At 68.0% G+C, this 22,173-nt stretch carries 22 protein-coding genes; 13 read left to right on the top strand and 9 right to left on the bottom strand.

From position 1 onward, the window contains the following. Positions 1-167 precede the first annotated feature (167 nt). Positions 168-773, top strand: a complete 606-nt coding sequence (locus tag BM417_RS26925; RefSeq protein WP_093600134.1) for a response regulator transcription factor — start codon at positions 168-170, stop codon at positions 771-773. Between the two features lie 214 nt (positions 774-987). On the opposite strand, the gene BM417_RS26920 is transcribed toward BM417_RS26925, so the two are convergent. Further along, positions 988-2,127: a sensor histidine kinase gene (locus BM417_RS26920; protein ID WP_143138812.1), complete on the bottom strand. Its 1,140-nt coding sequence runs from the start codon at positions 2,125-2,127 to the stop codon at positions 988-990. A 384-nt stretch (positions 2,128-2,511) separates the two neighbouring features. Between BM417_RS26920 and BM417_RS26915 the strand changes: the two genes are divergently transcribed. The 3 genes from BM417_RS26915 to ilvN are packed head-to-tail and all read left to right on the top strand — an operon-like array spanning position 2,512 to position 5,319. After that, on the top strand, positions 2,512-3,327 hold the full coding sequence (locus BM417_RS26915) for an AfsR/SARP family transcriptional regulator (RefSeq protein ID WP_030474542.1): 816 nt from the start codon (positions 2,512-2,514) through the stop codon (positions 3,325-3,327). A gap of 19 nt (positions 3,328-3,346) precedes the next feature. Then, the gene (locus tag BM417_RS26910; RefSeq protein WP_245822185.1) at positions 3,347-5,053 is read left to right on the top strand and encodes an acetolactate synthase large subunit; all 1,707 of its coding nucleotides are present in this window, start codon (positions 3,347-3,349) and stop codon (positions 5,051-5,053) included. Further along, complete coding sequence (gene ilvN, locus BM417_RS26905; protein WP_093600125.1) at positions 5,053-5,319, top strand: acetolactate synthase small subunit; 267 nt, start codon at positions 5,053-5,055, stop codon at positions 5,317-5,319. The genes BM417_RS26910 and ilvN overlap by 1 nt, the downstream gene beginning before the upstream one ends. A 71-nt stretch (positions 5,320-5,390) precedes the next feature. Here ilvN and BM417_RS26900 read toward each other — a convergent pair whose 3' ends face one another. Then, positions 5,391-5,873 carry an SRPBCC domain-containing protein gene (locus BM417_RS26900; protein ID WP_093600122.1) on the bottom strand — a complete coding sequence of 161 codons (483 nt, stop codon included), beginning with the start codon at positions 5,871-5,873 and terminating at the stop codon, positions 5,391-5,393. A gap of 163 nt (positions 5,874-6,036) precedes the next feature. On the opposite strand from BM417_RS26900, the gene BM417_RS26895 reads away from it, so the two are divergent. From BM417_RS26895 to BM417_RS26885, 3 genes are all read left to right on the top strand, one after another. Then, positions 6,037-6,462 carry a nuclear transport factor 2 family protein gene (locus BM417_RS26895; RefSeq protein ID WP_036013177.1) on the top strand — a complete coding sequence of 142 codons (426 nt, stop codon included), beginning with the start codon at positions 6,037-6,039 and terminating at the stop codon, positions 6,460-6,462. A gap of 21 nt (positions 6,463-6,483) precedes the next feature. After that, a complete protein-coding gene (locus BM417_RS26890; protein WP_093600116.1) occupies positions 6,484-7,563 on the top strand; it encodes an acyl-CoA dehydrogenase family protein in 1,080 nt (359 codons plus the stop codon). 247 nt (positions 7,564-7,810) lie between these two features. After that, a complete protein-coding gene (locus tag BM417_RS26885) occupies positions 7,811-9,562 on the top strand; it encodes a DHA2 family efflux MFS transporter permease subunit (protein WP_093600113.1) in 1,752 nt (583 codons plus the stop codon). A gap of 119 nt (positions 9,563-9,681) precedes the next feature. Here the strand turns inward: BM417_RS26885 and BM417_RS26880 are convergent, their stop codons facing one another. Then, positions 9,682-10,155, bottom strand: coding sequence for a hypothetical protein (locus BM417_RS26880; protein ID WP_093600110.1), 474 nt, complete (start codon positions 10,153-10,155; stop codon positions 9,682-9,684). A gap of 143 nt (positions 10,156-10,298) precedes the next feature. Between BM417_RS26880 and BM417_RS26875 the strand changes: the two genes are divergently transcribed. Then, positions 10,299-11,777 (top strand): amino acid adenylation domain-containing protein, encoded by a 1,479-nt coding sequence (locus tag BM417_RS26875; protein ID WP_093600107.1) that lies wholly within the window; start codon positions 10,299-10,301, stop codon positions 11,775-11,777. 54 nt (positions 11,778-11,831) lie between these two features. Here BM417_RS26875 and BM417_RS26870 read toward each other — a convergent pair whose 3' ends face one another. Then, positions 11,832-12,872 carry a ketoacyl-ACP synthase III family protein gene (locus BM417_RS26870; RefSeq protein WP_093600104.1) on the bottom strand — a complete coding sequence of 347 codons (1,041 nt, stop codon included), beginning with the start codon at positions 12,870-12,872 and terminating at the stop codon, positions 11,832-11,834. Positions 12,873-12,881: 9 nt separating this feature from the next. Then, the gene (locus BM417_RS26865) at positions 12,882-13,106 is read right to left on the bottom strand and encodes an acyl carrier protein (protein WP_093600101.1); all 225 of its coding nucleotides are present in this window, start codon (positions 13,104-13,106) and stop codon (positions 12,882-12,884) included. Positions 13,107-13,279: 173 nt separating this feature from the next. Between BM417_RS26865 and BM417_RS26860 the strand changes: the two genes are divergently transcribed. Then, complete coding sequence (locus BM417_RS26860) at positions 13,280-13,732, top strand: hypothetical protein (protein ID WP_143138811.1); 453 nt, start codon at positions 13,280-13,282, stop codon at positions 13,730-13,732. Positions 13,733-13,797: 65 nt separating this feature from the next. On the opposite strand, the gene BM417_RS26855 is transcribed toward BM417_RS26860, so the two are convergent. After that, positions 13,798-14,634: an NAD(P)H-binding protein gene (locus BM417_RS26855; RefSeq protein WP_093600095.1), complete on the bottom strand. Its 837-nt coding sequence runs from the start codon at positions 14,632-14,634 to the stop codon at positions 13,798-13,800. Positions 14,635-14,775: 141 nt separating this feature from the next. Here BM417_RS26855 and BM417_RS26850 point away from each other — a divergent pair, with 141 nt between their 5' ends. Continuing rightward, a complete protein-coding gene (locus BM417_RS26850) occupies positions 14,776-15,984 on the top strand; it encodes a cytochrome P450 (protein WP_093600092.1) in 1,209 nt (402 codons plus the stop codon). A 49-nt stretch (positions 15,985-16,033) separates the two neighbouring features. Here the strand turns inward: BM417_RS26850 and BM417_RS26845 are convergent, their stop codons facing one another. Together BM417_RS26845 and BM417_RS26840 are read right to left on the bottom strand one after the other, a co-directional pair. After that, positions 16,034-17,440 carry an MFS transporter gene (locus BM417_RS26845; RefSeq protein ID WP_093600089.1) on the bottom strand — a complete coding sequence of 469 codons (1,407 nt, stop codon included), beginning with the start codon at positions 17,438-17,440 and terminating at the stop codon, positions 16,034-16,036. Beyond that, entirely contained in the window at positions 17,437-18,561 is a 1,125-nt protein-coding gene (locus BM417_RS26840) for an epoxide hydrolase family protein (protein WP_093600086.1), read from the bottom strand. Before BM417_RS26840 ends, BM417_RS26845 begins: the two co-directional genes overlap by 4 nt. A gap of 124 nt (positions 18,562-18,685) precedes the next feature. On the opposite strand from BM417_RS26840, the gene BM417_RS26835 reads away from it, so the two are divergent. Further along, entirely contained in the window at positions 18,686-19,900 is a 1,215-nt protein-coding gene (locus BM417_RS26835; RefSeq protein ID WP_093600083.1) for a cytochrome P450, read from the top strand. 14 nt (positions 19,901-19,914) lie between these two features. Next, complete coding sequence (locus BM417_RS26830; RefSeq protein WP_093600080.1) at positions 19,915-20,925, top strand: MDR family NADP-dependent oxidoreductase; 1,011 nt, start codon at positions 19,915-19,917, stop codon at positions 20,923-20,925. A 50-nt stretch (positions 20,926-20,975) separates the two neighbouring features. Here the strand turns inward: BM417_RS26830 and BM417_RS26825 are convergent, their stop codons facing one another. Further along, positions 20,976-21,305 (bottom strand): hypothetical protein, encoded by a 330-nt coding sequence (locus BM417_RS26825; protein ID WP_143138810.1) that lies wholly within the window; start codon positions 21,303-21,305, stop codon positions 20,976-20,978. Between the two features lie 99 nt (positions 21,306-21,404). Here BM417_RS26825 and BM417_RS26820 point away from each other — a divergent pair, with 99 nt between their 5' ends. Continuing rightward, entirely contained in the window at positions 21,405-22,163 is a 759-nt protein-coding gene (locus tag BM417_RS26820; RefSeq protein WP_093600074.1) for an SDR family NAD(P)-dependent oxidoreductase, read from the top strand. The last annotated feature ends 10 nt before the right edge of the window (positions 22,164-22,173 follow it).

Below are 22,173 nucleotides of genomic sequence, written 5' to 3'. Positions count from 1 at the left end.
GCTATCTGTGAGCGAGCGGTGACCCCAGGTCATCCGCCGATTAACCTCATTAATTGCTTCTAGCGCATTTGGAGTAACGCTCGGCGCACCCGGACTCAATGCTTGTCCTGCATGGTCACCGAGTGTAAGACTCGAAATGGTGACCTGGGGGCAAGCAAGGGGGTCGGATGATCAGAGTGCTACTAGCCGAGGACGTGCAAATGGTCCGCGGTGCTTTGGTCGCCTTGTTGAATCTTGAACCGGATATTGAGGTCGTCGCCTCTGTCGCAACGGGTGACGAAATCATCGCAGCGGTCGAGAAGAACAAACCGGACGTAGCGGTGCTCGACATCGACCTGCCGGGCATGGACGGCCTTTCCGCCGCCACCGTGATCCACGACACCGCACCGGAGACGCGCACACTCATTCTCACGAGCCTGGGCCGGCCGGGCACTCTGCGGCGGGCGCTCAACGCGCGAGTGAATGGCTTCATCCTCAAGGATGCTCCGGTTGGAGAACTCGCGGACGCCATTCGCGGAGTCTCAATCGGCCGGCGCGTGATCGACTCGCAGCTCGCTCTTTCCGCGTGGGACACCGACGAGTGCCCTCTGACACCACGCGAACTGGAAGTGCTGCGGCTCGCCTCCGACGGGGCGGACGCCATGGAAATCGCCACGACTCTGTTCCTGTCGGTCGGCACGGTCCGTAACTACCTGACGGCGGCGACGGCCAAGCTCGACGCCCGCAACCGGGTCGACGCCGTCCGCATCGCCCGCAAGTCCGGCTGGTTCTGAGCCGGTCCTGGACTGGCGCCGGGCCGGTCTCAGGCCGGCCGCTCCTGATCTTCGCCGCGCCTTCGCCGGGGCCATTGCAACGAGTCTTTTGCGGACGAAGTCCAAAGACTCGTTGCTAAGGGCCAGGTCAGGGGTGTGTGTGAAGATCGTTTTTGGGGCGAACGGCGGCGGGGTGCGCCGATATATTGGTTTGTCCGGCTGCTTCGGGCCTGGGCTAGGGCTCCGGGGTGGCCGGGATGGTGGCGTGGACGTGGAACGAGCCGTCGCCGATGTGGCGGGCGCTGAAGGTGCCGCCGACGGCCTTGATGCGTTCGGCCTGGTTGCGGACGCCGTTGCAGTCGGCGGAGGCCGCGCGGTCGGCGGCGCCGTCGTTGATGACGTCGAGCAGGATCGTGGCGCCGCGCTGGTGCACGCCGATGGTGCAGGTGCTGGCGTCGCTGTGGCGCAGGACGTTCGTGACGGCCTCGCACAGGACGGCGGCCAGGACGGTCTCGACCGGCTCGGGGAGCGGGTCGTGGGCCAGTTCGACGCTGACGTCGATGTTCGAGGCCGCCAGCATCGCCTTGGCCGAGTCGGACGTGTCCGCCAGCGAGAGCGGGCGGTAGGCGCGAGCCAGAGAGCGCACGTCGGCCAGGGCGTGGTGGGTGATGTCCAATATGTCGGTGATGTGCTCCTGCATGAACTCCCAGCCGTGGTCCGGGCGGTCGGCGACGATCCGGTGAGCCAGTTCGCTCTTCAGCTTGATGGCGCTGAGGCTGTAGCCGAGCAGGTCGTGCAGGTCGCGGGCCACGCGGACGCGTTCGGCGGTGACCGCCGCGGTGGTGGTGACCACGGGATCTACCGCTGGGTCTACGGCGAGGGCGGGCGCCGGCTGGCGTTCGGGAGTGACGGGAGCGGGCCAGTCGCGGTGGGTCGCGAAGCCTGTGGCCAGGCCCGCGAGCAGCAGTGCGGTGGCGGTGGTGGCCATCATCGCCTCGCCGTGGGCGGCCTGGGCGAGGCCTGTCGCGACCACCGTCGCCACGAAGATCGACCAGCCGAACGCCGGGCGCAGGATCAGGAGGGCGTTGCCGGCGACGAGGCCCGCGACGCCCGTCCAGGAATAGCCGAACAGGACGTACGGCAGGACCAGGAGTGCGGCCTGGGCGGTCAGTGCGAGGCGTCGCTGGACTGCGCTCAGTCGCCGGAAATACGACACTTGCAGCAGGACAAGTACCGCTAAATCAATGACCGACACCGCCAATTCGGTGACTTCGCCGGTGAGAAGTAGCGCGCGCGTCAGGTCGGTCAGGCACACCGCGGCGAACACCGCGACGATGATCGCGCGGTATCTCGGTATCGCAGGCGAAGCATTCACGTGCCCCCCAAGAGCAAACCGCTCCAGAGCAAAGTCTGAGTGTCCACGCCGGTCATCGCCTCACACGGCGCGCGCCCAGGCCGAATACTAGACATGTGGGGGCAGTTCGAGTCGGCAACTGAATCGGTTCAGAATGCGAAGTCGCATTGACTCGCCACTCAATGTCACGCCAATGGACGAGTATTTTTCGCAACTGTCACCGCTCGTGGTCGGACGATTACGAGGCGGGACGGTTTGGGTTCGTTTGAGTATATGAATATCTCACGCCGGGCGCAGTAGTTCGCCATCCGAGAGTCATGGCCGGATACGTGGCGTCCGATAGCCCGCCTCAGGTGAACTTGATGGCACGACCAAGTCGTCCGCCGCTGAGCAGGGGAGGCTCCAATGGAGATCAAGGTTCTTGGACCGCTGGAGGCACGGGAGAACGGCGTCTCGATCGCGCCGAGCGCGGTGAAGCCCAGGCAGGTGCTCTCGCTGCTCGGACTCCAGGCAGGACACGTCGTCACGGTTCCCACGCTGATCGAAGAGCTTTGGGGAATGACACCGCCACGCAGCGCACTCACCACTTTGCAGACGTACGTGCTGCAGGTGCGGCGGCGCATCGAGGCGGCCATGCCGGGGGAGGGTCCCGGTGTCGCGAAGAACGTTCTGGTGACCCGCTACGGCGGCTACATGCTGGACGTTCCGCCGGAGAGCGTCGACGTCCGCAGCTACGAGCGGCTCGCGAGCGCGGGTCAGCGGGCGTTCGAGATCGGCGACCTGGAGTCCGCGAGCAGGCTGCTGCGCAGTGCTGCCGAGGTGTGGCGCGGACCGGTGCTCGTGGACGTGCAGATCGGCGTCCGGCTCGGCATGGAGGTCACCCGGTTGCAGGAGAGCCGCCTCGGCGTGCTGGAGACCCGCATCGAGGCCGACCTCCAGCTGGGCAAGCACCAGTCGCTGCTGTCCGAGCTGTCGGTTCTCACCGCGCAGCACCCGATGCACGAGAACCTGTGCGCGCAGTACATGCTCGCGCTCTACCGGGCCGGACGGCAGTGGAAGTCGCTGGAGGCGTACCAGTCGCTGCGCGACACGTTGATCGAAGAGCTGGGGCTTGAGCCGTCCGAAAGGCTGCGTCAGTTGCAGCGGGCGATCCTGAGCTCCGAGCCGTCGCTCGACAAGCCGTTGTCGCCTCGCCAGCTGGAGCGCCAGCTCGCGGGCTGAGATCCGTTCGGGAGCAACCGTGGATACCACCGGTGCAGGTGCGTTGATCAAGGCGCTCGAGGACGTCGGCTGCGAGGTGATCTTCGGGATGCCGGGCGGGGCGATCCTGCCCGCGTACGACCCGCTGTTCGACTCGAAGATCCGGCACGTGCTGGTGCGCCACGAACAGGGCGCCGGCCACGCCGCTCAGGGATACGCGCAGGCGACCGGACGAGTGGGCGTCTGCATGGCGACCTCGGGGCCGGGGGCCACGAACCTGGTGACGCCGCTCGCGGACGCCTACATGGACTCCGTGCCGATCGTGGCGATCACCGGCCAGGTAGCGAGGTCGGTGATCGGGACGGACGCCTTTCAGGAGGCGGACATCCGCAGCATCACGCTGCCGATCACCAAGCACAGCTTCCAGGTGCACGACCCGGCCGACATTCCGCGGGTGATCGCCGAGGCGTTCCTGCTCGCGTCAACGGGGCGACCGGGCCCGGTGCTGGTGGACCTGCCCAAGGACGTGCTGGCCACCGCCACGACCTACACACCGCCGAAGCTCGCCACGCCGTCACGCCCGGTGCTCTCCCCGGTGCAGATCCGCAACGCCGCCCAGCTGATCGGTTCGTCGAAACGACCCGTGTTCTACATCGGCGGCGGCGTGATCCGCAGCGGTGCGGCGCAGGAGCTCCACAAACTCGCGGAGAAGACCGGGATTCCGGTCGTCACCACGCTCATGGCCCGCGGCGCGTTCCCCGACTCGCACCCGCTGCACCTGGGGATGCCGGGCATGCACGGCACGGTGCCGGCCGTCGCCGCGCTGCAACGGGCCGACCTGCTGATCGCGCTCGGAACCCGGTTCGACGACAGGGTCACCGGACTGCTGCCGGAGTTCGCCCCGCACGCCGCGGTGATCCACGCCGACATCGACCCCGCCGAGATCTCCAAGAACCGCAAGGCGGACGTCGGCATCGTCGGCGACTGCCGCGACGTCATGGCAGCGCTCTCAGCGGTGATCACCAGGAAGACCGATCTCACGGACTGGTGGAACTACCTCGGCGGGCTGCGCGCCACCTACCCGCTCGGCTACGACTGGCCGGCCGACGGCATGCTCGCGCCGCAGTACGTGATCGAACGGCTCAGCAGGCTCGCCGGCCCGGAGGCCATCTACACCGCGGGCGTCGGCCAGCACCAGATGTGGGCGGCGCAGTACGTGAAGTACGAACGCCCCGGCTCGTTCATCAACTCCGGTGGCGCGGGCACGATGGGCTTCGCGGTGCCGGCGGCGATGGGCGCGCAGGCGGGCGCACCGGACCGCACGGTGTGGGCCATCGACGGCGACGGCTGCTTCCAGATGACCAACCAGGAACTCGCGACCTGTGCCGCCGAAGGCATCCCGATCAAGGTCGCGATCATCAACAACGGCAACCTCGGCATGGTCCGCCAGTGGCAGACCCTGTTCTACGAGGGCCGTTACTCCAACACCAGGCTCGGCACGCACCAGCGCCACCCCGACTTCGTCAAGCTGGCCGACGCGCTCGGCTGCGTCGGCCTGCGGTGCGACAGCCAGTCCGAAGTGGACGGAACCATCCTGGAGGCGATGGCGGTCCACGACCGGCCCGTCGTCGTCGACTTCGTGGTGGGACAGGACGCCCAGGTCTGGCCGATGGTCGCCGCGGGCACCGGCAACGACGAGGTCATGGCCGCGCGGGGCATCCGGCCCCTGTTCGACGAGGAAGAGTGATGACCAGACATTCGCTTTCCCTGTTGCTGCGCAACGAACCCGGTGCGCTGGCACGGATCGTGGTGCTGTTCTCCAGCCGTGGCGTGGACGTCGAGTCGCTCAGCCTCGCGCCGGCCGAGCGGGGCGATCTGTCCCGCCTCGACGTCGTCGTCGAGCTGCAGCCGGGTCGCACGATCGTCCAGCTGATCAAGCAGCTCGGCCGGGTCGTCGACGTCAAGAGCGTCGTCGACCGCACGCACGACGAAGCGATCGAGCTCGGCGCGTAGACAGCACGAAGAAACGGCCGCCCCGGAGGCTTGGGGCGGCCGTTTCTCTTTGTGCCTGAGAATTCCGGGTCTCAGGCAGCCTTCGGGACGTGCTTCTCGATGACGCGGGCGTACGTCTCCAGCGTCTCGCCCGGCGACGGGCCGTCGAGCGCCTTGTGGATGCCCTCGGCGATCTCACCGTGGCGGTGCAGGTCGGCGTGGGTCAGCGTGACCTTGGTCGTCGTCGGGCCGACGACCTCGAAGTCGACCTTGATGAACGAGGCCTTCTCGTCGTCGAAGATCGGCTGCCAGTAGGGACCCACGCGCCACGTCATGACGAGACGCTTCGGCGGGTCCCACTCGGTGATGGTGCCCCAGGCGATCTCCTCGCCGTCCGCGCCGCGCTCGAAGTAGCGCCCGCCGACGAACGGTTCGATCGTGATGGCCTGCCGGTCCTTGACGAACACGTGCGACTCCGGCCACCACTCGATCGGCTTCGACGCGAAGATCGCGAACGCCTGCTCGATCGTCGCCTCGACCGTCACCGACTTGGCGACATCGGGAGTTGAGGCCATGTGGCCCTCCTCGCGAGTTCTAGTAAGGGAGATGTCGCCTTCGACCCTGCCCGGTTTGTCTCAACCCCACCTGGAACCGGGGTCGAACCAGGACGGCTCGACCGGATGTCCAGCGGCCGCACCCATATTCGCGGTAGCGAAACCGGCAGACCGAGGAGTTGTCGTGTCCCCTGTCAATGTTGCGGTCCACATCGAGGTTCAGACGTTCTACGCCCAGCAGATGCGGCTGCTCGACGCGTTGGACGTGGAGGGCTACGCCCAGACGTTCACCGAGGACGGGGTCACCGACCACGCCCACCGGAGCGAGAAGGTCGAGGGCCGGGCGGCCCTGATCGCCGGCGCCAGCGCCGCGTTGCCCCGCTACAAGGGCGTCGCCGTGCGGCACTGGAACGACCACTACCTGATCGAAGAGGTCGACGAGAACACGCTGAACGTCAGCTACGCGTCGCTCGTCACCCGCACGACCGCCGAGGGCGTGGTCAGCTTCGAGCCGACGTTCTCCATCGAGGACGTGCTCGTGCGCATCGACGGCAAGCTCTACACCAAGTCCCGCACCATTCACCGCGACCTGCCCGTTCAGGCTGCGTGAAGTTCCCCAGGAGGTGACGAGGTGACTGCTCAGAACACCGGGCTCGTCGCGCTCGCGGAAAAGGTCAAGCTGATCGCCGCGGAGTACGCGGCCGACGCCGACGCCACCCGCAAGCTGGCTCCCGAGGTCGTGGAGGCACTGCGCGAAGCCGGGTTCGCGCGGCACTTCGTCGCAGCCGAACGCGGTGGCTCGCAAGGCACTTTCGAAGAACTGACCCAGGCCGTCCTCACGGTGGGACAGGGCTGCTCGGCCGCGGCGTGGTGCGCGTCGCTGTCCGCGTACTCGTCCCGGTTCGCGGGGCTGTTGCCGCAGCAGGGTCATGACGAGATCTGGGCGTCCGGCCCGGACACGTTCGTGGTGACCGGTCAGCCGCCCATGGGCAAGGGCACCGTCGTCGACGGCGGCCACCGGCTCAGCGGCCGGTGGACCTACGTCAGCGGCGTGGACTTCGCCGACTGGGCGTTGCTGTGCGGCATGGTCGGCGAGGAAGGTCGCTTCTTCGCGCTGCCGCGCAAGGACTTCACCGTTCTCGAGACGTGGGACAGCGTCGGCATGAAGGCCACCAGCAGCCATTCGGTCGTGGTGGACGACGTGTTCGTGCCGGCCCACCTGTCGCTCAACCGGGCTGATCTCCTCACCGGCACCAGCTGGTCGCCGGTGCCGAGCCACAACGTCCCGTTCCAGGCGGTCGGCGGCCTCACGTTCGCCGCTCCGGCCGTCGGTGCGGCGATGGGAGCGCTCGACGCGTGCGTTTCGGTGCTGTCGGGGAAGAAGCAGGCCGTGACGTCCGCGGTCGACCTGGTCCGCGCGTCGGGTCAGGTCGAGTCGGCGAGACTGCTCGTGGAGCAGAACGCCAGGGTGCTCGACGACCGCGAGTTCACCCCGGCCGCGATGGCGCGCAACGAGCGCAACGTCGCCTACGCGGCCGAGGTCCTGGTCGACGCGGTCGGTGGCCTGGTGCGGGCCGCCGGCACCAGCGGACTCGCGGAAGGTGGTGCGCTGCAACGGTTCTGGCGTGACGTGGTGAGCTGCTCCAGCCACGTCGCCCTGCGGTACGAGACCGCGTCCGTGCGCACCTATCCGGCGTCGCTTTACGGCTGACCCCGGGTTCGATCGGCCCTGGTGCCCACCTCCCCGGCACCAGGGCCTTCGGCGTGCGCGCGAAACGCTCTGCCGCGACCTGACCGGGACTCAAGCGGAGGGGATCACCCTGAAGGTCATCGACCGGCAGTCGTTTTTCAGGCAGGAGGTGGGACCTCGATCAACTCGACCGGCCTTCAGCCATCGACGAGTAGTCCTGACCCATCGCCTGTCGTGCGCAGCGAAACAAGTCACTTGAGGAGAAATCGTGACCTCCACCAATACCAATCCCGACCTGGAGTCGCCACCGGCGACTGCCGCTGCGCAGGCGGCTGAGGTCGTTGACGCGCCTTCGGCGGCGGACCCGCGCCGCTGGATCGCGTTCATCATCATGACCGTCGCGACGTTCATGGACATGCTGGACGGCAGCATCGTCAACGTCGCGCTTCCCGCGATCCAGCACGGCATGGGCGCGAGCTTCGTGCAGCTGCAGTGGATCACCGCCGGTTACGTGTTCGCGTTCGCGCTCACACTGATCACCGGTGGCCGTCTCGGCGACATCTACGGCCGTCGCAAGATGTTCCAGCTCGGCGTGCTCGGCTTCGTCGTCACGTCGTTCCTGTGCGGCATCTCGGTCAACCCCGAGATGCTCGTGATCTCCCGTCTGGCCCAGGGTCTCGCGGCCGGCCTGATGGTCCCGCAGGTCATGTCGATCATCCACGTCACCTTCCCCGACAAGGAGAAGGGCGCGGTCTTCGCCATCCAGGGCACCATCGGCGGCCTCGCCGCCACGATCGCGCCGCTCGTCGGTGGCGTGCTCGTCGCCGCGAACATCTTCAACTGGGAATGGCGCTCGATCTTCCTGGTCAACGTTCCGATCGGCATCATCGGCTACGTCCTGGGCTGGAAGTACATCAACGAGTCGAAGGCGCCGAGCCGGATCAGGCTCGACCTGATCGGTGTCGTCATCGCGACCGTCAGCCTCACCGCTCTGCTGTTCCCGCTGACCTTCGGCCGTGAGATGGACTGGCCGGCGTGGGGCTTCGTGCTGATGGCCGCCTCTGTTGTCGGCTTCATCGGCTTCGTCGCCTACGAGCGCGCCAAGCAGCGCAAGGACGGCATGCCGCTGGTTCCGCTGAGCCTGTTCAAGTCCCGCAGCTTCTCCGCGGCCCTCGCGCTGATGCTGGGCATGTTCTCGTTCACCGGTATGTTCATGCTGGCCCTGTACCTGTTCCTGCAGGAGGGTCTGGGCTTCTCGCCGCTGCGGACCGGCGTTACGCTGCTGGCGTTCTGCATCGGTGCCTTCATCACCGCGTCGGCCTCGGTCATCGCGCTGGTGCCGAAGTTCGGCCGCGCCGTCCTGCAGGTCGGTGCCGTCGTGATCGCCGTCGGTGTCGCGGTGCTGCTGTTCTCCATCAGCCCCGACATCACCAGCTGGGGCCTCGTGCCCGGACTGCTGCTGATCGGCCTCGGTTTCGGTATGACCGCGACCCCGATCGCGCTGTTCGCCCTGCAGGAGGTGCCGCACGAGGACGCGGGTGCGGCATCCGGCCTGATCAACACCAAGCAGCAGCTCGGTTTCGCGGTCGGCATCTCGGTCGTGACGCTGGCGTTCTTCGCGCCGCTGGCCTCCCACGGCGCTGCCAACGCGGAGTCGCTGGCCCCGCAGGTCCGCCAGGAGCTCGTGACCGCCGGTGTCGCCGACGCCAAGGCAACGGAACTCGCGGGTGCTTTCCAGACCTGTGCCGCCACCACGTTCTCCGGTACGCCGGATGCTTCGGCGTGTGCCGCGGTTCAGGCCGACCCGCAGGCCAAGGCCGTCGCCGACAAGTTCACGCACCAGGCCGCGGGCCAGTCCTTCACGGACGCGTTCCGCACCACCCTGTACGTGGGCTTCGGCTTCGCCGCCCTGGCGTTGCTGCTCGCCTCGTTCCTGCCTCGCTGGCTGAAGCAGGAGGAGTGGGGCGCGCCGGCCGAGGAAGGTGCCGAAGAGGGCGCTGAGGACACCGCCAAGGCGTAGTTCTCTCCCGATGGAATCCTGAGGCCCCAGGCGATCCGCCTGGGGCCTCAGGCCGTTTCAGGGCCCGAAACCCCAGAAGGCCCCTCACCGGCGGTGAGGGGCCTTCTGGCGCAGGAGCTTCAGATGCGCTTGGCGTCACCCTCGACGTCGACCGGTCCCTGCCACGGGGTGCCGTCGTTGAGGTTGATGTAGGTGTGCGCCTTGGTGGTGAACTTCTTCTTGTTCGCGCTGATCTTGCCCAGGTGGCTCGCGTTGATCGAACCGACCGGGTTGCCGTTCTCGTCGCGGTGGGCGTGGTGCGTGATCCAGAAGCTGAACTGGCCGTCCTTCTGCGCGGTCCAGACCCCGCGGCCCTCCAGCTGGTCCGGGTAGCCCGGCTTGGTCTCGCAGTGCAGCTGGTAGTCGGCGGTGAAGTCGCAGAACAGCGGCGTGAGCAGCGGCGGTTCCTCGATGTGGATGGTCACGGTGAGGTCCCAGCGGCCGACGAGAGCGTTCTCGTAGTTGGGCTTCGCGTTGGCACCAGCGGCGGCGACGACGGGGACTGCCAGCACACAGGCGGCCACGGCGGCCAGAGCCTTCTTGCGGACGTTCATGGGGGATGCGCCTCCGGTGAGGTGGGGCAGCGGACGCGCTGAGTGTTGTTCGGGCAGCTCAAACACCCCTGTAGCGCCAGTTGTGACCCGAGGGGACTTCGAGGCGGGTTGCGGAGGATGGGCGAAATGAGAGGAGCTGGGGCATGTCCACAACGGTGACCGACGCGTTCCGCTGCCGGGCGGCCAGAACGCCTGACGCGGTGGCGCTGTCCGCGGAACAGGGTTCCCTGAGCTATGCCGAGCTGGACCGGTGGTCGGACGCGCTGGCCGGCGAGCTCGCCGAGGCCGGCGTGCTGCCCGGCGACCGGGTGGCGGTGTGCCTGGAACGGTCGCCGCAGCTCGTCGTGGCGCTGCTGGGCGTGCTCAAGGCCGGCGCGGCGTACGTGCCGATCGACCCGGAGGACCCCGGGTCGCGGGTCTCGATGATGCTCGCGGACGCCGACGTGTCCCTGGTCATCGGCCAGTTCTTCGCCGGCTTCACCACTCTGAAGGTGTCGCCGCCCGCCGGACGGTCCACAGTGGAGCTTCCGGCGGTCGCTCCGGAGGACCTCGCCTACCTGATGTACACCTCGGGGTCCACGGGCAAGCCGAAGTCGGTGATGATCGAGCACCGCAACATCACGAACCTCGTCACCGGGCCGAACTACGTCGACGTCACCCCCGGCGACCGGATCCTTCAGCTCGCGCCGGTCGCGTTCGACGCCGCCACGTTCGAGATCTGGGGAGCGCTGCTCAACGGCGCCCGCGTGGTCCTCGCCCCGCCCGGTGTGGTGCAGGCCGAGGAGCTCGGCGACCTGTTGCGCTCCAACGAGATCAGCGTGCTGTGGCTGACCGCGGCGTTGTTCCACCGGCAGATCGACGTCGACGTGGCCGCGTTCAAGGGCCTGCACACCGTCATGACCGGCGGGGACGTCGTGTCGGTGCCGCACGTGCGGCAGTTGCGCGAAGCCGTGCCGGAGCTGCAGATCGTCAACGGCTACGGGCCGACGGAGACGACGACGTTCGCGACCTGCCACCGCATCGGCGCGGACGAGGACCTGGGCGGGGCGGTGCCGATCGGCACGCAGCTGCAGAACGTCGAGGTCGTCGTCGTGGACGCGGAAGGAAAGCCGGTCGAGCCCGGCACGCCAGGTGAGCTGTGGATCGGCGGCGCGCAGGTGGCGCGCGGCTACTGGAAGCGGCCCGACCTCACGGACGAGAAGTTCGTGCGCGGCGGCTGGAACGGTGAGCGCTACTACCGCACCGGCGACCAGGGACGCAAGCGCGCGGACGGCGTGGTCGAGTTCCTCGGCCGGATCGACGACCAGTTCAAGCTGCGCGGGTTCCGCATCGAGCCGGGCGAGGTCGAGAACGCGCTGACCGAGCACCCGCAGGTGCGCACCGCGGCGGTCAGCCTCCGCACGCATCCCAGCGGTGACCGCAGGCTGATCGCGTGGGTCGTGAAGTCCGGCGAGGACCTCGACAAGCGGGTGTTGAAGGCCCACATGCGCGCGAACATGCCCGAACACATGGTGCCGGCCGGGTTCGTCGTCGTGGACGAGCTGCCGATCACGAACAACGGCAAGACCGACCGCAAGGCGCTGCCGGAACCGGACTGGACCTCGAAGTCGCTCTACGTCTGAGACACGCTGAAGGGGCGGGCTCGCAAGGAGAGCCCGCCCCTTTCGCACGCTTCTCTAGACCCAGGAGGGAACTTCGAGGATCTCCAGCACGGCCGCGGTCCAGACGTAGCCCGCGCCGGAGGACTGCAGGACGATCAGGTCACCCGGCTTCGGGTCGCGCTCGGCCAGCACGTGGTCGAGTCCCAGAGCGATGTCCGCGGTGCCGACCATGCTGTACTGCTTGGCCCAGTCGTACGTGGTGGAGCTCCGGTCGACACCCAGCAGTCCGCAGATGCCGTGGGTGACGATGGTCTCCGCGAGCTGCTGGTGCAGGAAGAAACGAGCGTCGGCGAGCTCGATCTCCGCTTCGTACAACGCCATCTTGAGCGAGTGCCGCACTCCGCCGCCGATGCGCGCGATCATGTCGTCGAGGTCGACGTCGGCGTTCTGGAGGAAGTCCTCCACGCCGCTGTTGAGCTGAAGGGTCTGGCCGTCCGCGAACGGCCCCGTGGTCCATTCCGCGTAGCCGCGCGACATCTGCTCCAGCGTCGAGTCGGCGTGCGAGTGGATCGAGCGGATTCGGGCGAAGCCGGAACGGTTCGACAGGACGAGCGCCCCCGCGCCGTCGCCGTTGACGTTCTGCTCCTCCGAGGCCCACCGGTCGAAGTAGGGCAGGTGGAAGGCGTCGCCCGCGGTCACGAGCGCGGCCGGCAGATCCTTGTGCGAGGAGAGGTAGGAGGCCGCCAGGTCCACCGCGGCCATGAGGCCGTTGCAGCCCTGCTTGACCTCGAACGCCGGCCCGGTGCCGCCGACCGTGTTGGCCTGCACGTAGCTCGCGGGCGTCCACAGGTCGAGTCCCTGGTGGGACAGGGAGGCGTGCACGGTCAGGCCGAAGTCCAGCGGACTGAGCCCCGAACGTTCCACGGCCTCGACGCCGGCCCTGGCGGCCATCACCGGACCGGTCTCACCAGGGGCCGCGACGCGCAGCTCCCGGTAGCCGTTCATGGCCTTCTTCTCTTCTGTGTACCGGCCGGCCGCGATGGCGTCGTCCACCGTCTCGACCTGCTCGGGCAGATATGTGCCCACACCGGCGATGTACAGGTCATTCCATCGCATCTCGAACTCCTAGGCTGCCTGGTCCAGCTGCTTGGCGACGGCGCGCGCCGTCGGGTCCTCGTAGAAGCTGCGCAACGGGACGCGGACGCCGTATCGCTCGTGGACCTGCTTGACCAGCTTCGATGCCAGCAGCGAATGTCCTCCCAGGTCGAAGAAGTGGTCCTCCGGTTCGATCCCCGGTACCCCGAGCACCTCCCCGAACAGCTCGCAGAGCTCTGTCTCCCGTTCGGCCACGGCGTCCTCCCTGTCAGCTCATGAGTAACGAAAACTTTGCGTTACCCGAGTCGAGATGAGCTTGTGCCGCAGCGGAAAACCGCGCGTTCGAGCCGTTCTGAAGTGTGCGTCGAGGGCTGTCGCCGACGGTTGCGCGCGTCCGTCGCACGCAACCGGGATTGGGAGCCACACAGATGCAGACGTTCACTCCGAAACGTTCGGCCTTCTTCGCCCGCACAGGAGCGATCACAGCCGTGGTCCTGCTCGCGTTAACGGGTATGGCGACCGCGGCGAACGCGACCTGCACACCGGTGGGCAACTGGACGGGGTACGTGACCCGGACGGACGGTGACCACCCGACCAAGCTCCAGTTCAAGGCCAACGGCAAGGTGTTCGTCACCAACGAGCAGAACACGACCACCCAGGGCACCTGGTGGTCGACCGGTGTCAACAAGTTCCACTACAAGTTCCGCGGTGAGAAGGTCTACGACGAGAACGGCGCCTACTTCGCCTACGTCGACTTCGACCAGGACGCCGTCCAAAGTGGACCGGACAACTTCACCAGCTCCGGCCCGTCCACGTTCTTCCTCGCGGACGGCATGAACCTGGGCACCTCGAACATCACGTTCACGATGACTCGCGTGTAGTACCCGCGCACGGACGGAGCCGGGACGGGTCCGCCGCCCTCATCCCGACTCCGGCCCGTGGGCAGTCACACCAGGAACGAGGCGTGCTCTTCGACCCACTGGCGGAACGTGCGGGCCGGCTTGCCGGTGATCCGCTCGGCCGTGGCGCTGGTGTCCGCGACGACGCCGACCGCGGCCTCCCACTGGTTGAGCAGTGAGGTCAGGACGGGCGGCGGCACGAAGTTGCTCATCTGCGCCTCTCCCTCCTCGCGGGTCAGGCCGTTGATCACGAGCTTGCGGCCGAGCACGGCACCGACGATCTCCAGTTCCTGGCGGAACGTCAGCGACTCCGGGCCGGTGAGGTCGACGATCTCGTCCTGGAGCTTCTTCTCGGTGAGCGCGATGACCGCCACGTCAGCGATGTCGTCCTCGTGCACCGGGGCCACCTGCGCCTCGGGGAAGACCTGGTCGATCGTGTCGCCCGCCTGAAGCGAGTAGCTCCAGCCGAACGCGTTGCTCATGAAAGCGCCGGGCCGCAGGATGGTGTAGCTCAGGCCGGAGGTGATCACGGCCTCCTCGACGAGCAAGTGGTGGTGTGCCAACGGGTCCTGGTCGGCGCCCGGCAGGCCCACGGTGTTCGACGACAGCAGCACGATCTGCTCGACGCCGGCCTTCTCGGCCTCGTCGAGGAACTTCACGATGCCGTCCGGCTCGGCGTAGAGCAGCACCTTGGAGACACCGGCGAGGGCCGCGACGAACGTCTCCGGGTCGTTGAGGTCGAGCGCGACTGTCTCCACGCCCTCGGGCACGTCGAGTTCCGCGGGATTTCGGCCGGACGCGCGGAGGCTGTGACCCGCCGCGTAGAGCCGCTGGAGCACGCGACGGCCGACGTTGCCGCGCGCCCCGGTGACGAGGATGGTCATGTGGATCTCCCGAATTGGGGGTTCGCCTGGATGGCTGATCACGCTCAGCGTCCACGCGGTCACTCGAACGGCACTAGACCGTGCTTCAGGTCAGGGCTCCTAACCTGCGAAAACATTCCCCAGAGCCGCTAGGAGCGCACGGTGGTTTCCTTTCCCGTTCCCGGATCCAGTTACCGCGGTCCGGCGCCGGAGTTCGCCGGGTTCCGCGCGTCGAGTCCTGTCGTGCGCCTGCCCGCGAACGGCGGCGGTCATTGCTGGATCGCGACCACGCAGGACTCGGTCCGCGTGGTGCTCGACGACGTCCGTTTCTCCCGTGCGGCGTCCTACGAACCGACGGCGCCGACCTTTCCCGGACTGTTCCAGGCACCGCCCGGAATGATCATCTCGCTCGACCCGCCCGCCCACACCCGGCTGCGCGACCTCGTGTCGCAGGCGTTCTCGGTCGACCGGATCGAATCCATGCGACCGAGAATCCAGCAGCTCGTGACAGAGTTGCTGGACCAGGCGGACTCCGAAGCCCTGGAGGGACCGGTCGACCTGCTCGGCAGGTTCACGTTCCCCCTGGCCATCATCGCGATCAGCGACCTGTTGGGTGTGCCCGCCGGCGACCGCGACACGTTCGCACGACTGATCCGGGAGTTCGCCGCCGTCGACGCGCCGGAGCTGGCGGCCGCGGCGGGCGAGCAGCTCGGCGAGTTCATGGCCGCGCTGGTGTTCGGGAAGATGGCCGCGCCCGGTGACGACGTGCTGTCGGCGCTGACCGAGGCGCGGATCGGCGACGACAAGCTGGAGGTCGGCGAACTCATCGGCCTCGGATACACGTTGCTCGGCGCCGGTGGCGACTCCACGGCCTGTCACCTGGCCAGTTCGGTCCTGACGTTGCTGGGACATCACCGCGACGTGTGGGTGCGGCTGGGGGAGCGGCCGGAGGAGGTGCCGGCGGCGGTCGAGGAACTGCTGCGCTGGATCACGTTGTCCACCAACGACACGACCGGTCTGCCGCGGATCGCCACCGAGGACGTGCTGTTGTTCGGCGTGACGATCCCCAAGGGTGACGCGGTGTTCGTGTCGACCAACTCGGCGAACCGCGACGAGACGCTGTTCATCGATCCCGACGCGCTCGACTTCGCGCGGACCGACAACGCGCATCTCGCGTTCGGGTACGGGATTCACCGCTGTCTCGGCGCCCCGCTCGCGCGCATCGAGCTGACCACCGCGTTCGAGGAACTGACCCGGCGCTTCCCGGCCGCGCGGCTCGCCGTCGCGGAGGAGGAGCTGGAGTGGCAGAAGGCCGACATGAACCACCGGCTCGTCGCGCTGCCGGTCGACCTGCACGGCAAGGGTTTCTGAACGCGAAAAGGCCCGCTCGGAGCTCCGAGCGGGCCTTTTGCCGTGCGGACTACTTCTTGCGGGGCACGGCGAGCGCGGCCAGCGCGCCACAGAAGGTGAAGACGCCGGCCCCGAACAACGCCAGCCCGAATCCGGAACCGAGCGAGTGCCGCAACGGTTCCCCCTGGGCCAGCAGGGAGTCCGCGCGGGCCGACGACATCGTCGCGAGGACGACCAGGCCGATCGCGCTGCCCATCTGGCGGATCGTGTTGAGCAGACCGGACGCGAGACCCGCCTGTTCGCGCGGCACACCGGACGTCGCGGCGTTGGTGGTGGCGTTGAGAACAGCGCCCATTCCCAGTCCCAGCAACGTGGTCGGGATGAGGATCGTGCCCAGGAACGTCGACGTCTCGTCCGCTGTGGACACCCAGAGCAGGCCGACGGTCGCGGTGAGCAGCCCGGCGATCAGCACCGGTCGCGGACCGATCTTCGGCACGATCCGCGCCACGCCGAAGCCGCCCAGCGCGATGCCGATCGACAGCGGCAGGTAGCCAAGGCCGGTCTGGAGCGCGCTGAAGCCCATCACCTGCTGGAGCACCAGGGTGAGGAAGTAGAAGGTGCTGAACAGGGCGGCGATCGCGAAGAACGCCACGATGTTCGTCGCGGTCACCGCGCGGTTGCGGAAGATGCCGAGCGGCATCAACGGGTGCGCGGACACCGTCTGCTGGCGCAGGAAGAACGCGAACAGGATCACCGCCAGCGAGAGCGATCCGGCGACCTGCCAGGAACCCCAGCCGAGCTCGTGCGACTGCGCGATGCCGTAGACCAGCGCCATCAGGCCGATCGTCACGGTGAACGCGCCGGGGACGTCGAGGGCCTTGCGGCCGCCGTTGCTCGGCGTCTCGGGCACGGCGCCGCGGATCATGGCGACCAACGCGATGCCGAGCGGCACGTTGATCAGCAGCACCCAGCGCCAGCCGAGCGACTCGGTGACGATGCCGCCGAGCAGCACGCCGACCGCCCCGCCCGTGCCGGACACCGCGCTCCACCAGCCGAAAGCCTTGGCGCGGGCGGTGGGATCGCGGAACGTGGTGCCGAGGACGGTGAGCGACGCCGGTGCCATCACGGCCGCGCCCAGGCCCTGGAAGCCGCGGGCCGCGATCAGGGTGCCGGGCGAGGTCGCCATGCCACCGACCGCGCTCGCGACCGTGAACAGGGCCGCGCCGAAGAGGAACACCCGGCGCTGCCCGAACAGGTCGGCGAGCCGGCCGCCCAGCAGCAGGAAGCCGCACACCGCGATCGTGTACGCGCTGTTGACCCACTGGAGGTCGTGCCGCTCGAACCTCAGGTCCTCGAAGATCGACGGCAGGGCGACGTTCATGACCGACGCGTCCAGCACGTTCATGAACTGCGCCAGGCAGCACACGGCCAGCACCAGGCCGAGTTTGGTGCCCGGCTTGTCGAGAGTGGCCGTCATGAGCGCACCAGGCGGAAGAACGTCCGCAGCTCCTCGACGAGCACGACCGGGTTCTCCAGCGCGGGGAAGTGGCCACCGGACGGCATTTCCCGCCAGTAGCGCAGGTCGGTGAACCGGTGCTCGGCCCACGCCTTGGGCATCCGCGCGTCGGCCGGGAACACCGAGAACCCGGTCGGCACACCGACCTGAGTGAGCGGGGACTTGTTGTAGCTCTCCCAGTACAACCGGCCCGACGACGCGGCCGTGGCGGTGAACCAGCACACCGAGACCATGTCGAGGATCCGGTCGCGCGAGATGATCTTCTCCGCGTCACCGTCGTGGTCACTCCACGACCAGTACTTCTCGCCCGCCCAGCCCAGCTGGCCGATGGGGGAGTCGGTGAGGCCGTAGGCGAGCGACTGCGGCTTGGTGTTCATGACCGCCGCGTACGCGGACTCCTTGGCGGCGAACTCCTTGAGCGCGCCGAGACCCTTGTAGTCCTCTTGGGTCAGCTGGACTTCGGCCTCGGGTGCGGAGGCGAACGGCATGACGAGGTGGATGGCCTCGACGTGGTCCGGCGCGATGTGGCCGAGGATGCCCGTGATGAACGAGCCCCAGTCGTTGCCGTGCGCGTAGAACCTGTCGTAGCCGATGCGGCCCATCAGCGTGACGAACGACGCGGCGATGCGTTCCAGCGTCCAGCCGGTTCCGGTCGGCTTGTCGCTGAAACCGTAGCCGGGCAACGAGGGCGCGACGACGTGGAAGGCGTCGGCCGGGTCCGGCGGGTTGGTCAGCGGCTCGATGACGTCGAGGAACTCCGCGACCGAACCCGGCCAGCCGTGCGTGAGCAGCAACGGCTTCGCCTGCGGGTGCGGGGAGCGCGCGTGCAGGAAGTGGATCCCGACGCCGTCGATCTCCGTCTTGAACTGGGGGATGGCGTTCAGCTTCGCCTCGGTGGCACGCCAGTCGTAGACGTTGGCCCAGTACTCGGCCAGGTCCTTGGCATAGGCCAGCGGCATGCCCTGCGACCAGTCGTCCACGGTCTCCGCGTCCGGCCACCTGGTCGCTGCCAGCCGCCGTGTGAGGTCCGCCAGTTCGGAGTCGGGAACCTCGACCCGGAACGGCACGAGTGCAGTGTCCATGGCGCGAAGGTAGGTACGGGGGCTCAAATCCCGGTCGACATTCAGGTTTCGAGCCGACTTCGAGGTGGGAGTAGCACTCTTCGGCGCGAGGCCAGGCCGAAGTAACCCCCCCGGAGGTGTTCCCGTGCTGCCCCTTGAACTGGACGAGGAGTTCCCGTTCAGCGGTTCCTCCTACCGCGGCCCGGACCCCAAGTACGACAAGCTGCGCGCCGAGTGCCCGGTGGCCAAGGTGCCGACCAACTCCGGCACGCCGACCTGGGTGATCACCAAGTACGAGGACGTCCGCGCCGGGCTCGCCGACTCCAGGCTGAGCCGCGCGTTGACGTGCGTCGAAGGTGCTCCCCAGGTCGGCGGCGCCATGACCACCACGCCCGAGATGATCATCTCGCTGGACGGCTCGGAGCACTCCCGGCTGCGCAAGCTGGTGATGGGCGCGTTCACCGTCCGCAAGGTCGAGGCGATGCGCGCGGGCGTGCAGAAGGTGGCCGACGAGCTGCTGGACGCGATCGAGCTCAAGGGCGCGCCGGTCAACCTCGTTGAGGCGCTGTGCGTTCCGCTGCCGCTGACGATCATCGGCGACCTGCTCGGCGTGCCGACCGAGGACCTGAAGATCTTCGAGACCGACGCGCGGGCGTTCGCGACGTTCGACGAGAACGACCCCGAGGCGCCGATGCGGGCGTTCGGCAGGCTCGCCGGGTACGTCATGGGCCTGATCGCGCAGAAGCGCGAGAAGCCCGGCCAGGACATGCTGTCCGACCTGATCTCCGCGCGGGACAACGGCGACAAGCTGAGCGAGCAGGAGCTGGTGACGTTCGCGTTCACCCTCATCGGCGCCGGCTTCGACACCGCCGCGAACCAGATCTCCAACTCCGTGCTGGCGTTGCTGCACGACCACCCGGACACGTGGCAGCGGCTCGTCGCCGACCCGTCGCTGATTCCGGCCGCGGTCGAGGAGTTGCTCAGGCACGTCAACCTCTTCGCCACCGACACCACGGGTTTCCACCGCATCGCGGCGGAGGACCTGGAGCTCGGCGGGCAGAAGATCGCCAAGGGCGACGCGGTGTTCTTCGTGCTGTCGTCGGCCAACCGCGACGAGGACGTCTTCGAGAACCCGCGGCAGCTGGACATCGACCGGGCCTCGAACCCGCACATCGCGTTCGGGCACGGCGTGCACTACTGCCTCGGCAAGCAGCTGGGGCGCATGGAGATGGCGATCGCCATCGAAGGTCTGACCCGCCGGTTCCCGGACCTTCGGCTCGCGGTGCCCTACGAGGACCTGTTGTGGCACCAGGGCGAAATCAATCACTCACTGGTCAGTCTCCCCGTCACCTGGGGATAGATAGAAGGAGAGCCATGAGCATCCCCGAGAAGCAGTGGGAGGTCAGGCTCGCCAAGCACGTCGAGGACGACCTGACCCTCGAGCACTTCGACGTCGTCGAGGTGGCCGTCCCCGAGCCCGGTGACGGTGAGGTGTTGGTGCGCGTCGACTACGTGTCGGTGGCCGCCGCCTTCAAGGAGTTCATGAGGTCCGACTGCCAGATTCCCGGCGTGCCGCCGTGGAAGGTCGGCGACCCCGCGGGTGGCGGTGGTGTCGGCACCGTCGTGAAGTCGAACAGCCCCGACCTGGAGGTCGGCGATCTCGTGCAGTCGTTCGGCCCGTGGCAGGAGTACTGGGTCGGTCCGGCGCAGCAGTTCATCAAGCAGAACCCGCACTACGTGCCGTCACCGGTCTACTTCCTGTCGCAGGGACCGACGGCCTACTACGGCATGGCGACCATCGCGCAGGCCGGTGAGGGCGACGTCGTGTTCGTCACCGGTGCCGCCGGTGGTGTCGGGTCGCTGGCCGGGCAGATCGCGAAGGCCCGTGGCGCCAAGGTGATCGGTTCGGCCGGCAGCCAGGAGAAGGTCGACTGGCTGGTGAACGAGCTCGGCTTCGACGCCGCGTTCAACTACAAGGACGGCCCGGTGAGCGACCGGCTGCGCGAGCTGGCTCCGGACGGCATCAGCGTGTTCTTCGACAACGTCGGTGGCGAACAGTTCGAGGCCGCGCTCCAGGCGGCCCGTCCGCACGCCCGGTTCGCGTTGTGCGGCGCGCTGGCCAACCAGGTCGACGGCAAGGCCGAGCACCCGCGCATCGACCTGATGACGGCGATCACCAAGCACCTGGAGATCCGCCCGTTCGCCTGCTACCACCTGCCGGAGCAGATCCAGGACTGGGTCGTCCACTTCGGACAGTGGTTGCAGGAGGGGAAGTTCGTCTTCCCGCACACCATCGTGGAGGGCGGGGTCAAGACCGCGCCGCAGGCGTTGCTGTCGTTGTTGGCCGGCAAGTACACCGGCAACGTGACGGTCAAGATCTCCTGACGCGCGCTTGTGGAGAAGGGGGCGCCTTGACTGGCGCCCCCTTCGAGGTGCTAACCCAGTCTTTGCGCCGTGATCTGGATCGCGGCTTCCCTTGCTGTGGTGCCGTTCGCGAGGCGCACCACCGCGTTGCCGTTGCTGACGAACTCGTCGCCGCGCAGCACGGCGTCCTGGGCGATCTCGATCGTGCCTGGTGCCTCGGTCAGTTCCTCGTTGATCCGGTAGCTGAACGTGTCGGGCCCCGTCTGGGTCCACGTTCCGGATCCCGTGCCGCCCACGACCAGCATCGCTGTGCCGTCGCGCGCGAACTCGAACTCGCTCTCCGTGTGGCCACCGGGTCTGCCGACTCGGGCGCGCCACCTGCCCACCGCAAGAGTTCCCATGCTCCCCAGGGTTTCCGTCCCAGCTAGACCTGGACTCAAGGTTCACCGAGCAGGGTTGTCGCTGACTGCCCTACCGAGTGGAAAGAAGCTGGAGGCGTCATGTCGGACGCACCATTTGCCGGACAGCAGGTCGTCGTGACGGGTGGGGGAACCGGCATCGGCCGCGCGGCGGCGCTGGCGTTCGCCGACCTCGGCGCCGCGAACGTGATCATCACCGGCCGCCGGGAGAACCGGCTCACCGAGGTCGTCGCCCTGCACCCCGCGATCACCGCGGTCGTCGCGGACGTGACGACGGACGAAGGCGCGCAGAAGGTCGCCGACGCCGTGAAACTGGGCGGCGGCAAGGTGGACGTGCTCGTGCACAACGCCGGCATCTTCCGCTTCACGCCGGTCGCCGGGTTCGACCTCGCCACCGCGCGCGACGTGCTGGAGACCAACCTGGTCGGCCCGCTGGTGCTGACCGCCAAGCTGCTGCCGCAGCTGACTTCGCCCGGCGGCAGCATCGTGTTCGTCTCCAGCAACGCCGGGCACATCGCGGTGCCGGGCGGTGGCGTGTACGGCGCCAGCAAGGCGGCCGTGGACAGCCTGGTTCGCAGCTGGGCCCTCGAACTGGCCCCGCAGGGCATCCGCGTCAACGCGGTCGCGCCCGCCGCGGTGCGCACGGAGGTCTACTCGGCCAACGGTTTGAGCCCCGAGGAGGTCGAGGGCTACTTCGGCTTCCAGGCCTCGCAGACGCCCCTGGGGCGCACCGGCGAGGTCGACGACGTCGTTCCGTGGATCACCCGCTTCGCCGAGCCCGCGAGCTCGTGGGTCACCGGTCAAGTCATCACGCTCGATGGCGGCGCTGATCTGGCGTGAGCCAACTTTT

The sequence above is a fragment of the Lentzea waywayandensis genome (genome assembly GCF_900115955.1).
GTDB classification, from domain to species: Bacteria; Actinomycetota; Actinomycetes; order Mycobacteriales; family Pseudonocardiaceae; genus Lentzea; species Lentzea waywayandensis.
Note: the sequence above shows the minus strand (reverse complement) of the source record. Positions and strands in the feature narration are given on the sequence as shown.